Origin of the sequence: Streptosporangium sp. NBC_01810, from assembly GCF_035917355.1 — a bacterium.
Classification (GTDB): Bacteria; Actinomycetota; Actinomycetes; order Streptosporangiales; family Streptosporangiaceae; genus Streptosporangium.
In genome coordinates this window covers 5,818,647-5,833,228 of the sequence record NZ_CP109070.1, presented here as the reverse complement: position 1 = coordinate 5,833,228, position 14,582 = coordinate 5,818,647, and the positions used below count along the sequence as shown (strand labels likewise).

At 69.6% G+C, this 14,582-nt stretch carries 14 protein-coding genes; 4 read left to right on the top strand and 10 right to left on the bottom strand.

From position 1 onward, the window contains the following. Positions 1-6 precede the first annotated feature (6 nt). Genes OIE13_RS25755 through OIE13_RS25735 form a run of 5 tightly spaced genes read right to left on the bottom strand, consistent with a single transcriptional unit; the run spans position 7 to position 5,532 of the window. Positions 7-906, bottom strand: a complete 900-nt coding sequence (locus tag OIE13_RS25755) for an ABC transporter ATP-binding protein (RefSeq protein WP_326828843.1) — start codon at positions 904-906, stop codon at positions 7-9. Continuing rightward, positions 903-1,937, bottom strand: coding sequence for an ABC transporter ATP-binding protein (locus OIE13_RS25750; protein ID WP_326635726.1), 1,035 nt, complete (start codon positions 1,935-1,937; stop codon positions 903-905). The genes OIE13_RS25755 and OIE13_RS25750 overlap by 4 nt, the downstream gene beginning before the upstream one ends. Next, complete coding sequence (locus OIE13_RS25745; protein ID WP_326635729.1) at positions 1,930-2,916, bottom strand: ABC transporter permease; 987 nt, start codon at positions 2,914-2,916, stop codon at positions 1,930-1,932. Before OIE13_RS25745 ends, OIE13_RS25750 begins: the two co-directional genes overlap by 8 nt. Further along, complete coding sequence (locus OIE13_RS25740) at positions 2,913-3,842, bottom strand: ABC transporter permease (RefSeq protein WP_326828842.1); 930 nt, start codon at positions 3,840-3,842, stop codon at positions 2,913-2,915. The genes OIE13_RS25745 and OIE13_RS25740 overlap by 4 nt, the downstream gene beginning before the upstream one ends. After that, on the bottom strand, positions 3,829-5,532 hold the full coding sequence (locus OIE13_RS25735; RefSeq protein ID WP_326828840.1) for an ABC transporter substrate-binding protein: 1,704 nt from the start codon (positions 5,530-5,532) through the stop codon (positions 3,829-3,831). Before OIE13_RS25735 ends, OIE13_RS25740 begins: the two co-directional genes overlap by 14 nt. A 556-nt stretch (positions 5,533-6,088) precedes the next feature. Here OIE13_RS25735 and OIE13_RS25730 point away from each other — a divergent pair. The 4 genes from OIE13_RS25730 (at position 6,089) to OIE13_RS25715 (ending at position 8,750) form a co-directional block, all read left to right on the top strand. Then, positions 6,089-6,673, top strand: coding sequence for a TetR/AcrR family transcriptional regulator (locus tag OIE13_RS25730; protein ID WP_326635734.1), 585 nt, complete (start codon positions 6,089-6,091; stop codon positions 6,671-6,673). Beyond that, on the top strand, positions 6,670-7,581 hold the full coding sequence (locus OIE13_RS25725) for an SDR family oxidoreductase (protein ID WP_326635736.1): 912 nt from the start codon (positions 6,670-6,672) through the stop codon (positions 7,579-7,581). Before OIE13_RS25730 ends, OIE13_RS25725 begins: the two co-directional genes overlap by 4 nt. A gap of 327 nt (positions 7,582-7,908) precedes the next feature. Continuing rightward, on the top strand, positions 7,909-8,421 hold the full coding sequence (locus OIE13_RS25720; protein ID WP_326828839.1) for a GtrA family protein: 513 nt from the start codon (positions 7,909-7,911) through the stop codon (positions 8,419-8,421). Positions 8,422-8,450: 29 nt separating this feature from the next. Continuing rightward, positions 8,451-8,750, top strand: a complete 300-nt coding sequence (locus tag OIE13_RS25715; protein ID WP_326635740.1) for a hypothetical protein — start codon at positions 8,451-8,453, stop codon at positions 8,748-8,750. Here OIE13_RS25715 and OIE13_RS25710 read toward each other — a convergent pair. The 5 genes from OIE13_RS25710 to OIE13_RS25690 all read right to left on the bottom strand — a co-directional run bounded on the left by OIE13_RS25710 (position 8,744) and on the right by OIE13_RS25690 (position 14,426). Further along, entirely contained in the window at positions 8,744-9,628 is an 885-nt protein-coding gene (locus OIE13_RS25710; RefSeq protein WP_326635742.1) for an SRPBCC family protein, read from the bottom strand. The two genes, OIE13_RS25715 and OIE13_RS25710, sit on opposite strands and share 7 nt — an antisense overlap. A gap of 325 nt (positions 9,629-9,953) precedes the next feature. Then, positions 9,954-10,835, bottom strand: a complete 882-nt coding sequence (locus OIE13_RS25705) for an FAD binding domain-containing protein (protein ID WP_326635744.1) — start codon at positions 10,833-10,835, stop codon at positions 9,954-9,956. Further along, positions 10,832-13,402, bottom strand: a complete 2,571-nt coding sequence (locus OIE13_RS25700) for a xanthine dehydrogenase family protein molybdopterin-binding subunit (protein ID WP_326828838.1) — start codon at positions 13,400-13,402, stop codon at positions 10,832-10,834. Before OIE13_RS25700 ends, OIE13_RS25705 begins: the two co-directional genes overlap by 4 nt. After that, positions 13,399-13,899 carry a (2Fe-2S)-binding protein gene (locus tag OIE13_RS25695; protein WP_326635748.1) on the bottom strand — a complete coding sequence of 167 codons (501 nt, stop codon included), beginning with the start codon at positions 13,897-13,899 and terminating at the stop codon, positions 13,399-13,401. Before OIE13_RS25695 ends, OIE13_RS25700 begins: the two co-directional genes overlap by 4 nt. 104 nt (positions 13,900-14,003) lie before the next feature. Beyond that, positions 14,004-14,426 carry a nuclear transport factor 2 family protein gene (locus OIE13_RS25690; RefSeq protein ID WP_326635750.1) on the bottom strand — a complete coding sequence of 141 codons (423 nt, stop codon included), beginning with the start codon at positions 14,424-14,426 and terminating at the stop codon, positions 14,004-14,006. Positions 14,427-14,582 lie beyond the last annotated feature (156 nt).

Genomic DNA, 14,582 nt, shown 5'->3' with positions numbered 1-14,582 from the left:
CCTCATTCAGTACTCTGTCGCGCCGGCCTCCGGCCGGCTCACGGCGGGGTGGTCGTTCGGTGAGCCATGGTCATGATCGTGGCACGCCTGGTCGGCGTCGCGCAACGCTCCCGCAGGCCAGGCCGGCAGCTCCGCCTCCGGTGTCGCCTCGACCAGCGCGCGCGTGCAGGGGTGCTGCGGGGAGCGGAAGATCTCGTCGGACGGGCCGGTCTCGACGATGCGGCCGCGCTGCATGACGGCGACGCGGTCGCTGTAGAGCCGGATCACCGCCAGGTCGTGGCTGACGTGGAGGAACGAGATCCCCTGGTCGCGCTGCAGGTCGGCCAGTAGGTTGAGGATCTGGGCACGCACCGACACGTCGAGCGCCGAGGTCGGCTCGTCCGCGATGATCAGGTCCGGCTTGAGGGCGAGCGCGCGCGCCACGGCGACGCGCTGGAGCTGCCCGCCGGACGCCTCGTGCGGGTAGCGCCCCAGGTAGTCGGCGCCGAGGCCGACCGACTCCAGCAGCGCGACCAGCTCGGCGGTCGACGTCGTCTCGCCGTGCGCACGGAAGACGTTCTCCAGCGTCTGCCGCACGGTCTGCAGCGGGTTCAGCGACGCCAACGGGTCCTGGAAGACCATGGCGACGTTGCGCCGCAGCCGCCGCAGTCCTCGCCGACTGAGGCAGGCGACGTCCTGCCCGCCCGTACGGACGGTGCCGGACGTCGGCATCACCAGGCCGTTGGCCATCCGCGCCAGCGTGGACTTGCCCGAGCCGGACTCGCCGACCAGGCCGAGCGCCTCGCCCCGCTCGACGTGGAGCGAGACGCCGTCGACGGCGAGGAAGCCCTTGCGCCCGCGGCCGAAGCCACCGGCGGTGCGGTAGCGCTTGCTGACGTCGGTCATCTCCAGGATCGGCTCGCTCACCGGGCGACCTCCTGCGGTGCGGGGAGACGATCGAGGTGGCAGGCCGCAAGGTGCAGGCCGCCGCCCTCGCTGGTCGGGCGGACGGTGGGCAGCGGTGCCTCGACGACACAGCGCTCGCCGACCTGGTCCGCGAGGCCGCAGCGCGGCGCGAAGGCGCAACCCGGTCCGGCGTCGCGCAGCGACGTGGGCGCGCCGGGGATGGCGCGGAGCCGGGTCCGCTCCCCTCCAGTGTCGAGTCGGGCGTCCAGCCGCGGCGTGGCCGCGCGGAGACCGACGGTGTACGGGTGGGCGGGCTGATCGAAGATGTCGCGGAGGCTGCCGTACTCGGCCTGGCGGCCGGCGTACAGCACGAGGACGTCGTCCGCCACGCTCCCCACCACCCCGAAGTCGTGGCTGATCAGGAGCATCGCCATGCCGTACTCCTGCTGGAGCTCGCGGAGCAGGGCCAGGATCTGCGCCTGCACCGTCACGTCGAGCGCGGTGGTCGGCTCGTCGGCGATGAGGAGCGCCGGCCGGTTCACCAGGGCCATCGCGATCACCGCGCGTTGCCGCATGCCGCCGGAGAACTCGTGCGGGAAGCGGCGTACGGCGTCCGCGGGCTCGGGGATGCCGACCCGGTCGAGCATCTCGACCGCACGGGCCCGCGCAGCGCGGCGGGTGACCGACGGGTCGTGCAGGCGGACCGCCTGGGCGATGTGCGCGCCGATGTCGAGGTACGGGCTGAGCGCGGACATCGAGTCCTGGAACACCATGGCCACGTCGGAGCCGCGGGCCCGGCGCAGCTCGCGCTCGTCGGCGGAGAGCATCTCCCGGCCGGCGACGACGATCCGGCCCCGGGCGCTCGCCCCGCGCGGCAGCAGCCGCATGATCGCCCGGCCGGTGATCGTCTTGCCCGACCCCGACTCGCCGACCACGGCGAGCGTGCGGCCGCCGTCCAGCCTTACGGAGAGGTCCCGGACGACATCGGCGGTGACGCCGCCGCCGGTGAACGAGACGCACAGGTCCTCGACCTGGAGTACGGGGTCAGGCACGGCGGATCCTCGGATCGAGAAGCGGCATCAGCAGGTCGGCGATCAGGTTGCCGACGATGATGAGGAAGGCGGAGAAGAGCGTCACCCCGACGACGATGCTCAGGTCGGACTCGTTCACGCCGGACAGCAGCAGGTCGCCGAGCCCGTGCAGGCTGAACACCTTCTCCGCGATCACCGACCCGCCCAGGAGCGCGGTGACGTCGAGCGCGAACATCGCCACGACCGGCACCATCACGCCGCGGACGGCGTGCCGATTCACCTGCCGGGCCGACGCGCCGCGCGCGGTCATCGCGACGAGGTGGTCGGCCGAGAGTTCGTTGAGGAGCTGGGTGCGGGTGACCCGGATGTAGCCGGCGGCGAGGATGAACGACAGCACCATCCACGGGCCGATCAGGTGCCAGGCCCAGTCCGTCGGTGACTCCGAGAACGACACGAAGCCGGAGTAGGGCAGCGCGTTGAGCATGAAGCCGAAGACCTGGACGACGAGCAGGCCGACGAGGAAGGTCGGCACCGACAACCCGAACATCGCGAAGCCGGTCGAGAACCGGTCGACGATCCCGCCCTTGCGTATCGCCGACAACGCGCCGAGGCCGATGCCCACGACGAGGCACAGGACGGCCGCGCCGAGCGCGAGCGACAACGTGACGGGCAGCCGCTCGGCGATGAGCGTCGTGACGTCGCTGCGGTTCGGGAACGAGTAGCCGAAGCAGGGTGCCTGGCAGTGCACCTGCTGGGCGCCCTCGCCGTACGTACGGCCGACGAAGAGGCCCTTCACGAACTCGGTGTACTGCCACACCGTGCTCTGGTCGGTCTGCATGTAGGCGCTGACCTTGGCCCGAGTCTCGGGCGGGCACGGCTTGCCGCACATGGCGCGGGCCGGGTCCTTCGAGGCCCCGAAGAAGAGGGATATCGTCACGAAGGCGATCGCGAGGAGCATGAACACCGCGGTGACCATGCGGCGGGCGATGTAGACGATCATGCAGCATCCTCCGTGCGCACGTCGAGGACGTCGCGGAGCGCGTCACCGGCGAGCGTGGCGCCGAATACGATCAGGAACACCACGGCGCCCGGGAAGAGCATGTACCAGACGTCCGCACCGCTGTAGATCCACGGCAGCGAGTCCGAGAGCAGCTTGCCGAGGTCGGGGACGTCGCCACGCAGGCCGACGCCGAGGAACGACAGTCCCGCGACGACGCTGACGTTGCCGGGCAGTGACATCGCGAACAGGACGATGACCAGGCCGAAGAGGTGCGGCAGCATCTCACGGCGGATGATCTGCCAGGGCGGAGCCCCGGTCGCGCGCGCCGCCTCGACGAAGGCGCGGGCGTTGACGGCGCCGGCCTGGGCGCCGATGATCCGGGCCGGGACGGTCCAGCCGAAGAAGGCCAGTACCAGTACGAGGACCAGGCCCCGCGGCATCTCCGGCGGCACGATCGCCATGATCGCGATGACGAACATCAGGCCAGGGAAGCCGAACATGAAGTCAATCACCCTCCCCGCGACGGCGTTGAGCCAGCCGCCGAAGTACCCGATCGCCGTACCGAGGACGGCGGCGAAGGCGATCGACAGGATGCTCGCCCCGAACGCGATGAACAGCGACGAGCGGATGCCGTAGACGATCTGGGCGAACAGGTCGACGCCCGTCACCGGGACGACGCCGAGCCAGTGGTCGGCGCTGACGCCACCGAAGGCGCCCAGCGGACGGCCGCCGTCCGGGTCGAGCAGGTCGGTGTGCAAGGTGCTGGGGTCCTGTCCCTCGATCCACACGAGCAGCGGGGCGCAGAGCCCCGCGACGAGCGGTACGACCAGCATGACCAGGCCGGCGACGCCGGACCGCTTCCGGAGGAAGCGGCGAAGGACCGAGGTACCCCGGCCCTTCGCCTGCTGGATCTCAGCGATCGACACCGACGACCAGCTCGTTCGTGAACGGCGGGTAGGCGGGGATGAAGTAGTTCAGGATCTTCGAACCGGCCAGGGCCTGCGTGCGCTGCACGAGGATCGGCACGACCGGGGCGTCCTCCATGATCTGCTTGTCGATCGCGGCCCACATCTCGGCGGCCTTGTCGAGGTCCGGCTCCGCGGTCGCGGCGTCGATCGCGGCGTCCACCTCGGGGTTGGAGAACTTCGAGGCGTTGCCGCCGCCGTTGTCGATCTCGCTCGACGCGAACAGCGGCTGGATGGTGCTCATGCCGCTCGGGAAGTCCGCTCCCCAGCCGTTCGTCGTCATGTCGTAGTCGCCGTCGGCGGACGAGATGAGCTCGTACCAGGTGTCGCCGTCGAGGCCCTTGAGCTCGACCTCGACGCCGACCCGCGCCAGCGAGTTCTTGATGCTCTGGGCTTCCTTCTCCTCGATCGCACTCACGTCGGTCGGGTAGGTCAGCGTGAGCTTCAGGTCGGAGACGCCGGCGTCGGCGAGCAGCTCCTTCGCCTTGTCGACGTTGCCGGTGTCACCGCCGTCGTACAGGTTGTACTCGGTGTAGCCGGGGATGCCGGGCGTCATGATGGTCGAGGTGATCTGGCCGCCGAACTTCGGGCCGCCGTACACGCTCTGCACCTCGGCCTTGTTGATCGCGTAGTTGATCGCCTGCCGCACGCGGACGTCGGAGAGGCCCGGGCGCTTGACGTTCATGGCGAGGTAGCGGAAGTAGCCCGACGGGCTGTTGGCCATGCGGTCGGAGATCGACGGGTCGGACTCGATCCGCTGGAACTGCGACGGCGAGATGAGCGCGTTGCTGATCGCGGTCTCGTCCTCGCCCTTGTCGTCGATGAGGCGCTGCACGATCGTGTCGTTGTTCAGGCCCATGTCGAGGACGATCTTGTCCGGGCCGGCGAACCGTGCCTGGTCGGTGTCGGCCTTCCAGTTCGGGTTGCGGACCAGCACCGCCTGCGAGCCCTTGCGGAAGCTCGTCACCTGATACGGGCCGCTGGCGACCGGGTGCTCGCCGTACGTCTCCGGCTTGGTGTCGGCCGCAGCCGGCACCGGCGCGAAGGCCGGCATGCTGACGATCCACGGCCAGTTGCCGAACGGACGCTTCAGGCGGAAGACGATCTTGTGGTCGTCGACGACCTCGATGGAGTCGAGCTCCTTGCCGTCGTACGGGCCGTCGTAGTCGGTGCCGCCGACCAGCAGCGTCTTGTGGTAGCCAAGGCCACCCTGGAACATCGGCGCGAACGACCGCTCGATGCCGTACTTCACGTCCTGCGCGGTGATCGGGCTGCCGTCGGAGAACTTCAGGCCCTCCTGCAGCGTGAAGGTCCACGTCTTGCCGCCGTCGTCCGTCGTACCGGTGTCGGTGGCGAGGTCCGGCACGAGGATCGTGTCCTTGTCCGGGAACGTCCGCCACGACGTCAGCCCGCGGTGCACCCACCGCAGCCGGCTGGTCGGCACCATCTGCGCGTTGGCGGTCTCGAAGGACTCGGTCGCGCGCCGCGAGAGGTAGTGCAGGGTCCCGCCCTGGGACACGGACTCAAGCGCCGTCGTGTTCTTGTCCTTCGTCGGCTCGGTGGATTGCGAGTTCGCGTTGCAGCCCGCCGTCACGAGGGCCAGGACGAGCGCGAGCCCTGCGGGCACCACTCTCCGGGATCGATTCGCCATAGATCGCGCTTCCTGTGAGGCGGTCCCGATCGGTCGGGGCCGCTGCTTGGATCTCAGGAAGGGAGTCTGTTGGCGGGCGAGAGCGCGCGTCCATCGAGGAGTTCTACAGGGGACCTTTCAGAAAATCTGAAAGATCGCGGAGATCTACGCGCCCGGCGTCCACGATAGTCCGGCGGTCCCGGTGGCTGGAAGACCGTGGCGCACACCTGCGGGCGGGACCCGGCGTTCGCCCCATGGCGCCGATTTCCCTCGCCGACAACACTCGTATCAACGCCCTGTACAGAGGAGGGTCGTCCCCACCGCCCCGGCCTTGGAACCGCGCCCACCCGTAGCGACATACGGGCCATTGTCATGCCCGCGACACTCACATTCGCTGGACGAAACAGCTATAGAGATCAAAATGCCCCAGATAGGGATCATGCCTCACTCCTCCCCGACTGGCCGTGGCCGGGACCGGAACTCGCCAGGGGTGACCCCTGCATGATTTAATAAATGAACGAACATTTATTAACGAGGGGTGGCGGTGGTGGGACGCCCCCGAGGGGTCGAGGATGCGGTGATCCTGCGTGCGGCGGCGCAGGTCATGGGCCGGGTGGGTCCCGCGGGTCTCACGTTGGCCGCCGTGGCGCGCGAGGTCGGGTTGGTGCCGGCAACCCTGGTGCAGCGATTCGGTTCCAAGCATGGTCTGCTTCTGGCACTCGCCGACCGGTCTGAGAAGGACGCGAGCGAGATGGCTGGGCGAGTGCGTCAGTCGCACGACTCGGCGCTCGGGGCCTTGGCGACGCTGACGGTGGAGTCGGCGGCTGCGATGGCCACGCCGGAGAGCTTCGCCAATCATCTGGCGTTCTTGTGCATGGATCTTGGCGATCCGCAGCTCTACGAGCGTGCGCTGGCCATTCACCGTACTCAGAAGCGGGCGATCGAGGAACTGCTGACGGAGGCGGCCGGTACGGGCGAGCTCCGCGCCGGAGCCGATGCCGCGGCGCTGGCCCGCACCGTACAGGCGATCATCGCTGGTGCGGGCCTGACCTGGGCACTCGAACGCGAAGGCACCCTTGAACAGCGGCTCCGGCAAGAGCTCGACGTCGTGCTGTCCCCTCACCTTCCGCCCCGACACGGCCACGACCCGGAGGAATCATGACGACTGACGCACGCCCGCTGGCCGGAAAGGTGGCTCTGGTCGCCGGCGGTACCCGGGGCGGCGGACGGGGCATCGCCGTCGAGCTCGGCGCCGCCGGCGCGACGGTGTACGTCACCGGTCGCAGCAGCACCGGTGGGCGCTCCGACCTGGACCGCCCGGAAACCATCGAGCAGACCGCCGAGAAGGTCACCGCCGCAGGCGGCCTGGGCATTCCCGCCCGAACCGACCACAGCCGTCCCGACGAGGTCCAGGCCCTCGTCGACAAGATCGCCGCAGAACAGGACGGACAGCTCGACATCCTGGTCAACTCCGTATGGGGCGGAGACCCGCTGACCGACTGGGAACACCCTTTGTGGGAGCAGGATCTGGACACCGGTCTACGGCTGCTTCGACAGGCGGTGGAGACCCACCTCATCACCAGCCGGTTCGCGCTTCCCCTCATGGTCGCCCGCAAGAACGGTCTGGTCGTGGAGGTCACCGACGGCAACACCGCCCGCTACCGCGGCACGTTCTTCTACGACCTGGCGAAGTCCGCAGTCATCCGCCTCGCCGTCGCCCAGGCCGCCGAGCTCAAGCCCCATGGCGTCGCGGCCGTGGCCATCACGCCTGGCTTCCTACGCTCGGAGGCCCTGCTGGAACACTTCGGTGTCACCGAGGCCAACTGGCGCGACGGCGCGGCCCAGGACCCGAACTTCGCCCACTCCGAGACCCCTGTCTACCTCGGCCGGGCCGTCGCCGCACTGGCCGCCGACCCCGACATCATGGCCAAGACCGGACGGGCCCTGGCCACCTGGGGCCTGTACCAGGAGTACGGCTTCACCGATGCCGACGGCACACAACCGGACTTCGCCGCCCACTGGGCCAAGAACCTGGAAGAGCAGTACGGACCCCTCGGAGACCCGCTGTAACCCTGGCCGGCAAGGGCAAGGGCAAGGGACAGTTGCTGAGTGCCGCCGGTTGCCTACTCCTCTTTCGGCGGGGAGTCATCCCAACGTCGTGTCCGGGCTGGAGTTTGCTGGGTGGCTCATCCGGTCACCGAGACGGTCCTGCCCCTGACGGGCGCTCCACCGCGAAGTACTCGACTGTGGTGTGAGTGAGGATTGATACCAGATGTCGACAGGTGCGGCTCCAGCCGCCCGAGCCGGAAAGGCCGTGTCAGTGAGTCTTGAGACCAGGGTGTCCGGCCGGTGAGAAGATCGGGATGCTTCGAAATAGCAAAAGCAGTACTCGCAAGATTGCCAGGTCCGCTGCCCGCCCTTGCGCTGAAGCACCGTGAGCTGCTGAAGTTCGCGGTGGTGGGTGGAACAGCGTTCCTGGTGGACAACACGGTGTTTTATGGGCTGAAACTAACTATTCTGGAACAGAAGCCGGTGACTGCGAAGGTCGTCGCGGTACTCGTGGCGACGATCGTGTCCTATGTGCTGAACCGTGAATGGTCGTTCCGGACCCGGGGCGGTCGCGAGCGCCATCACGAGGCGGCGCTGTTCTTCCTGGTCAGTGGCGTCGGCCTGGTGCTCAGCTCCGTGCCGCTATGGATCTCCCGGTACGTGTTCCTGCTGGAGACCCCGGACGTGAGCCTGGTCACCCAGGAGATCGCCGACTTCATGAGCGCGCAGGTCATTGGCACGCTGATCGCCATGGTCTTCCGTTTCTGGGCGTTCCGGAAGTGGGTCTTCCCCGACGAGGAGGCCCACCCCGGCCGCGTGCGGCCGGCTCCAGCTCCCAAGCCCAAGGACGAGGCGGCCTGATCCAACCCTCCACTCGCCGGGTAGCCGCGGTGCTGCTGCATCGAGGCTCCCTTGCCCGGATCATCGGCACGGTTCAGGGGCCTTATGGGCGTGCGGCGATCGCGCTGGCACGCACGTCCTCCCACGAGGGTATGGAGAGCCGGATCCTGATCGACCCCTCCACCGGTGACCCGCTCGGCCTTCGCAAGATGCCGGTGACGGCCGGGGACGGCATGCCGTCGGGCACCGTGACGACGACGATCACCGTTCAGAGGTCCGGTTGGACCGATACGTCGCCGCGTATACCCAAGGGCTGCACGTCGGACGACGCCAAGAGGTGTGTTTACTGACGCTTCCGGCGGAGGGTGCGGCGGATCAGCCAGGCGGTCAGGGCGAGGCCCACCAGGGCGACGAGCAGCGGGGCGGCGCGCTTGAGCAGCGGCAGGCCCGCCACCTCCAGGAGATTCATGGCCTCCTCGTCGGGGCTGAGCGAGGTGCGCGAGGTGCCCGCCGGGTGGCTCTGGCGGGACCCGGACTTCTCGTCGACGACGAGGCCGGGCGGTGTCGGCACCGCGCTGAGATGCCGCCCGGACGCGCCCGATGTCGGACCCGCTCCTGCCCCGCTCAGCTCCTCCTGGCCGGCCGGGGTCGCGGGGCCGGGGCCCGAGGCCGCCGAGACCACTGGAACCTCGTCGGCCGGGCCAGGCTGGGAGGGAGCACTCCAGCCGCCCACGCCCGGCGTCCCGGAAGGGGCCTCGGCGGCGGTTTCCACGGTGGGGCCCTCGCCCAGCAGCAGGGAGAGGTTGGCCGCGAACCTGTCGATCAGCTTCTCGCCGACCTCGGACATCACACCCCGGCCGAACTGGGCCGGGCGGCCGGTCACGTTGAAGGAGGTGTCGACGGTGACCCTGGTGTTCCGTCCCTCGGGGTGCAGGCGCGCGACGACCGTGGCACCGGCGGTGCCCGAGCCCCTGGCCTCCTTGCCGGAGGCCTTGATGGTCATGGAGTGGGTGTCCTCGTCCACCTTCTCGAAGGAGGCCCGGCCCTGATAGGTCACCGTGATCGGCCCGACCTTGACCTTCATCCTGCCGGTGAAGGAGTCGTCCTCGACCTCGTCCACGGTGGCACCGGGCAGGCAGGGGCCGACCCGCTCGACGTCGAGCAGCACCGGCCACGCCTGCTCGACAGGCACGGGAACCGTGAACTCGTGCTCGAACCGCATCGCCATCGATCCGCTCCTTGTCGGTCGGCCGCTGTTGCGACATTACGACTACACGGGGGCGTATTACCAGTATGCCGCCACGGGGCCGGTTGACCGCCACACGTCGGTACGTGTCGGTCCACATCCGTTACCACTGCCCCTCCGGGCGGGAATGATGCCTCCGCCCCCCCGCGAGGCGCTCTCGCCCGCGGAACGGGGAGGCGCTCTCGGGCTCCCATGTGAGGGGGGCTCATCTGCCACCCTCCCCGCCGTTCACGGCGAGGAAACTCGCAGGCTCGTCAGGGGGTACGGGGTGAGAACCCGCCGGGTTCTCACCCCGTCACGGCGGGACTCAGCCGCTCGCGGCTCTGACCGCCCTGCGGGTCAGCACCCGGGCCAGATGGCGGCGGTAGTCGGGTCTGGCGTGCAGGTCCGCGGGAGGCGAGGTGCCGTCGTCGGCCTCGGCGCACGCCTCTGCGACGGGGTCGGTGCCGTTGGAACCGGTGGGTGCGAGGTCCACCCCGCGCAGCGCCGTCTCCACCGCACTCGCCCGTACCGGGGTGGGGCCCATGTTGGTCAGCGCGATCCTGGCCTCCTCGACGGCCCCGCCACTCCGCCGTACGGCCGCCGCGACGCCGACGATCGCCCACGCCTGCGCCGTCCGGTGGAACTTCTCGTAGTGGAAACCCCATCCGGGGCCGAGTACCGGCACCCGGGCGCCGATCAGCACCTCACCGGGTTCGAGCGCGGGCTCCAGGTAGTCGACGAAGAAGTCCGCGGCGGGGATCTCCCGCTCGCCGTCGACGGAGCGGACGACGAAGACGCAGTCGAGCGCCAGGGCCACGGCCGGCAGGTCCCCCGCGGGGTCGGCGTGGGCCATGGAGCCGCCGAACGTGCCACGGTGCCGTACGGCGGGGTCGGCCACCGTGGCCGTCGCCAGCGCGAGCAGCGGGACCCGCTCCCTGATCACCCCGGAGCGCAGCACCTCGTCGTGGGTGGTCAGCGCGCCGACGAACACGTGGTCGCCCCGGTCCTCGACGCCGCGCAGCCCGGGCAGGCGCCCGAGGTCCACCAGCGCCGACGGGTAGGCCAGGCGCAGCCGCAGCAGCGGTAGCAGCGACTGGCCCCCGGCCAGCACCTTGACGTCGTCGCCGGCGGCCGCGGCCTCGCCGAGCACCTGGCACGCCTCCTCCACCGAGGAGGGCCTGACGTAGTCGAACGACGCGGGGATCATCGCGCGCCCCCCTCGGTGGTCGTGTCGTTCCCCGCCGATGCCGATGCCGATGCCGATGCCGATGCCGATGCCGGTGCCGGTGCCGGTGCCGGTGCCGATGCCGGTCCCGGTCCCGATCCCGATCCCGGTCCCGATCCCGGTCCCGATCCCGGTCCCGGCCAGATCGCCGGGTCCGCCTCGGTGACGGTTCGCCAGATCCGCTCCGGGGTGCAGGGCATCCGCACGTCGTGCACGCCGTACGGGCGCAGCGCGTCGACGATCGCGTTGACCACGGCGGGGGTGGAGGCGATCGTCCCGGCCTCGCCGACGCCCTTGACGCCCAGCGGGTTGGTCGTCGCCGGGGTCTCGGTGCGGTCGGTGACGAAGTCGGGCAGGTCGGCCGCCGAAGGGATGAGGTAGTCGGCCATCGTCGTGGTGAGCAGGTTGCCCTCGGTGTCGTAGACCGCCTCCTCGAACAGCGCCTGGGCGATGCCCTGGGCGATGCCGCCGTGCACCTGGCCCTCGACGATCAGCGGGTTCACCACGGAGCCCACGTCGTCGACCGCCACGTAGGCCCGGATCTTCGAGGCGCCGGTCTCGGTGTCCACCTCGATCGCGCACAGGTGGGTGCCGTGCGGGAAGGAGAAGTTGTCCGGGTCGAAGGTCGCGTCGGCGTCCAGCGAGGGTTCGAAACCGTCGGGGAGGTCGTGCGCGGCGAAGGTGGCCAGTGCCAGCTCCTGGATGGTCCTGCCCGCCTCGGTGCCTCTGACCCTGAACGTGCCGTCGGTGAACTCGATGTCGTCGGCGGAGGCCTCAAGCACGTGCGCGGCGAGATCCTTGGCACGGTCCTTCACCTTCTCGCAGGCGGCCAGCACGGCGACGCCGCCCACCACCAGGGAGCGGGAGCCGTAGGTGTCCATGCCCTTGTGCGAGACGGACGTGTCGCCGTGCAGCACGGAGACGTCCTCGAACGGCACGCCCAGCGCGTCGGCGACGATCTGGCTCCAGGCCGTCTCGTGTCCCTGGCCGTGCGGTGAGGAGCCGGTGATGACCTCGACCTTGCCGGTGGGCAGCATCCTGACCGAGGCGTGCTCCCAGCCGCCCGCGCCGTAGCGGAGGCTGCCGAGCACCCGCGAGGGCGCCAGCCCGCACATCTCGGTGAACGTCGAGACGCCGATGCCGAGCTGGACCGGGTCGCGCCGGTCGCGCCGGTCCGCCTGCTCGGCCCTGAGTTTGTCGTAGCCGAGCAGGGTCAGAGCCCGCTCGGTCGCCGCCTCGTAGTTGCCCGAGTCGTAGGTCAGCCCGCAGATCGTGGTGTACGGGAACTCCTCGTGGGTGATCCAGTTGCGGCGCCGCAGCTCGATGGGGTCCATGCCCAGCTCGTGGGCGAGCTCCTCCATCGCGCGCTCGATCGCGAACGTCGCCTCCGGGCGGCCCGCGCCCCGGTAGGCGTCGGTCGGCATCTTGGTGGTGAAGACGCCCGTACAGGTGAAGTCGTAGGCGTCCATCTTGTAGATGCCGTTGTACATGAACGCGCCGAGCAGCGGTATACCCGGCGTGACCAGCATCAGGTAGGCGCCCATGTCGGCGAGCAGGTCCACCTTGACGCCCCGCACCCGCCCGTCCCGGTCGGCGGCGACGGAGATCCGCTGGAGCTGGTCGCGGCCGTGGTGCACCGTCAGGTTGCCCTCGGAGCGGGACTCGGTCCACTTCACCGGCCTGCCCAGCCTGCGGGCCAGCAGCAGCGCGAGCACCTCCTCGGCGGTGACCTGGAGCTTGGAACCGAAGCCGCCGCCCACGTCGGGGGCGATCACGCGCAGCTTGTGCTCGGGGATGCCCGTCGTCAGCGCGAGCATGACGCGCAGGATGTGCGGGACCTGGGTGGACGAGTAGAGCGTGAAGGTGTCGCCGTCGGTGGTGGCCACGACCGCGCGAGGCTCCATGGCGGTCGGGATGAGCCGCTGCTGCACGTAGGTGCGCTCGATCACCACGGGGGCGTCGCGGAACGCCTCCTCGATGTCGCCTCCGGCGAACTTCCAGGTGAACGCCTGGTTCCCGGCTTCGTGGACCTTGGGGCTCCCCTCGGCGAGCGCCTCGGTCATGTCGAGCACCGCTTCCAGCGGCTCGTAGTCGATCTCGATCGCCTCCAGGGCGTCGGCCGCCCGGTAGCGGTCGGTGGCGACCACGCAGGCCACCGCCTCGCCGACATAGCGGACCTCGTCCACCGCCATGGGCGGGTGGTCGGGGATGACGATGTCCTCGCTGACCGGCCAGGCACAGGGGAGGCTGCCCTGCTCGTCGGCGAAGTCGCGCCCGCTGTAGACGGCGACCACGCCCGGCCGGCCGCTCGCGGCCGAGGTGTCGACGCGGGTGATCCTGGCGTGGGCCATCGGGCTGCGCAGGAAGGCCACGTACATCATGCCGGGGAGCTGGATGTTGTCGGTCCAGGTGGTCCGGCCGGTGACCAGCCGGGCGTCCTCCTTGCGCCTGCGCGCCCTGCCGACCTCGTGGGCGGCGGACGGGCTGTTCAGCCGGTCGCTCTCGGCGATCCGCTCACCGACCAGGCCGGCGTCGAGCTGCTCGGTCATGGCGTTGGCACCTCCTGCTCGGATGTGCTCCGCCGCGACATCTCCGCCGCGCCGCGCCGCACCGCCCTGACGATGTTGCAGTACCCCGTGCACCGGCACAGGTTGCCCTCCAGTCCCTCGCGGACCGCCTCCTCCGACGGGTCTGGATCGTCCCTGAGCAGGTCGATCGCGGCCATGATCATGCCGGGGGTGCAGTACCCGCACTGCAGGGCGTGCTCTTCGTGAAAGGCCTGCTGCATGGGATGCCACTCGCCTCCCCGCGCCAGGCCCTCAACCGTGACGATGTCGCTCCCGTCGGCCTGCACGGCGAGCACGGAACAACTCTTCGCGCTCCTGCCGTCGAGCATCACGGTGCAGGCGCCGCAGTTGCTGGTGTCACAGCCGATGGGCGTGCCGGTCTTGCCGAGTCGATCTCGTAGCAGATGGACGAGGAGGAGGCGCGGCTCGACCTCCTCCTCGTATGCGATTCCATCGACGTTGACGGTTATTCGGGGCATACGTCCTCCAAGGGCAACCACAGGGGTACGGGAGAAGTGAGAACCGATAAATGAGAACTTACGCCCCAGTTCTCCCCGGTCAACCCCCTGGTCTCACGCCGGTCTCACGCCAACGGAAGTTCTTCCGGTCCGCGGCCGCCGAGAATACGGCGGTCCGCATCGTCGATTCTGAGGTCGTTGATACTCGCCTCACGACGCCGCATCAGCCCGTCGTCGGCGAACTCCCACAGCTCGTTTCCGTAGCTGCGCCACCACTGACCGTCCGCGTCGTGCCACTCGTACTGGAACCGTACGGCGATGCGGTTGCCGCCGAACGTCCACAGATTCTTGCGGAGCCTGTAGTCCTGCTCCCTGGCCCACTTGCGGCTCAGAAACTCCCTGATCTCCTCGCGCCCGGTGAGGAACTCGTCCCGGTTGCGCCAGACCGAGTCGGGCGTGTAGGCGAGCGAGACCCGCTCGGGGTCACGCGTGTTCCATGCGTCCTCGGCGGCCTGGACCTTCGCCCTGGCGGTCTCCTCGGTGAACATCACACTTCCTCCAGAGATATCGCCCGCGCGGGACAGGCAAGCGCGGGTCCCTGACCTCGTCGATCAGCGTGCCGCCCGGTTCGGCGACGCCGACCAACCGATCATCGCCCAGGTCGAACGGCTTGGGCGTGACGGACACGCCGCCCGGTCCATGAC

Coding starts and splice junctions, on each gene's coding strand:
- OIE13_RS25745 (WP_326635729.1), bottom strand. CDS start 2,916: ATGATCGTCTACATCGCCCGCCGCATGGTCACCGCGGTGTTCATGCTC.
- OIE13_RS25695 (WP_326635748.1), bottom strand. CDS start 13,899: ATGCCCCGAATAACCGTCAACGTCGATGGAATCGCATACGAGGAGGAG.
- OIE13_RS25710 (WP_326635742.1), bottom strand. CDS start 9,628: ATGGCGATGCGGTTCGAGCACGAGTTCACGGTTCCCGTGCCTGTCGAG.
- OIE13_RS25700 (WP_326828838.1), bottom strand. CDS start 13,402: ATGACCGAGCAGCTCGACGCCGGCCTGGTCGGTGAGCGGATCGCCGAG.
- OIE13_RS25690 (WP_326635750.1), bottom strand. CDS start 14,426: ATGTTCACCGAGGAGACCGCCAGGGCGAAGGTCCAGGCCGCCGAGGAC.
- OIE13_RS25735 (WP_326828840.1), bottom strand. CDS start 5,532: ATGGCGAATCGATCCCGGAGAGTGGTGCCCGCAGGGCTCGCGCTCGTC.
- OIE13_RS25725 (WP_326635736.1), top strand. CDS start 6,670: ATGACGACTGACGCACGCCCGCTGGCCGGAAAGGTGGCTCTGGTCGCC.
- OIE13_RS25705 (WP_326635744.1), bottom strand. CDS start 10,835: ATGATCCCCGCGTCGTTCGACTACGTCAGGCCCTCCTCGGTGGAGGAG.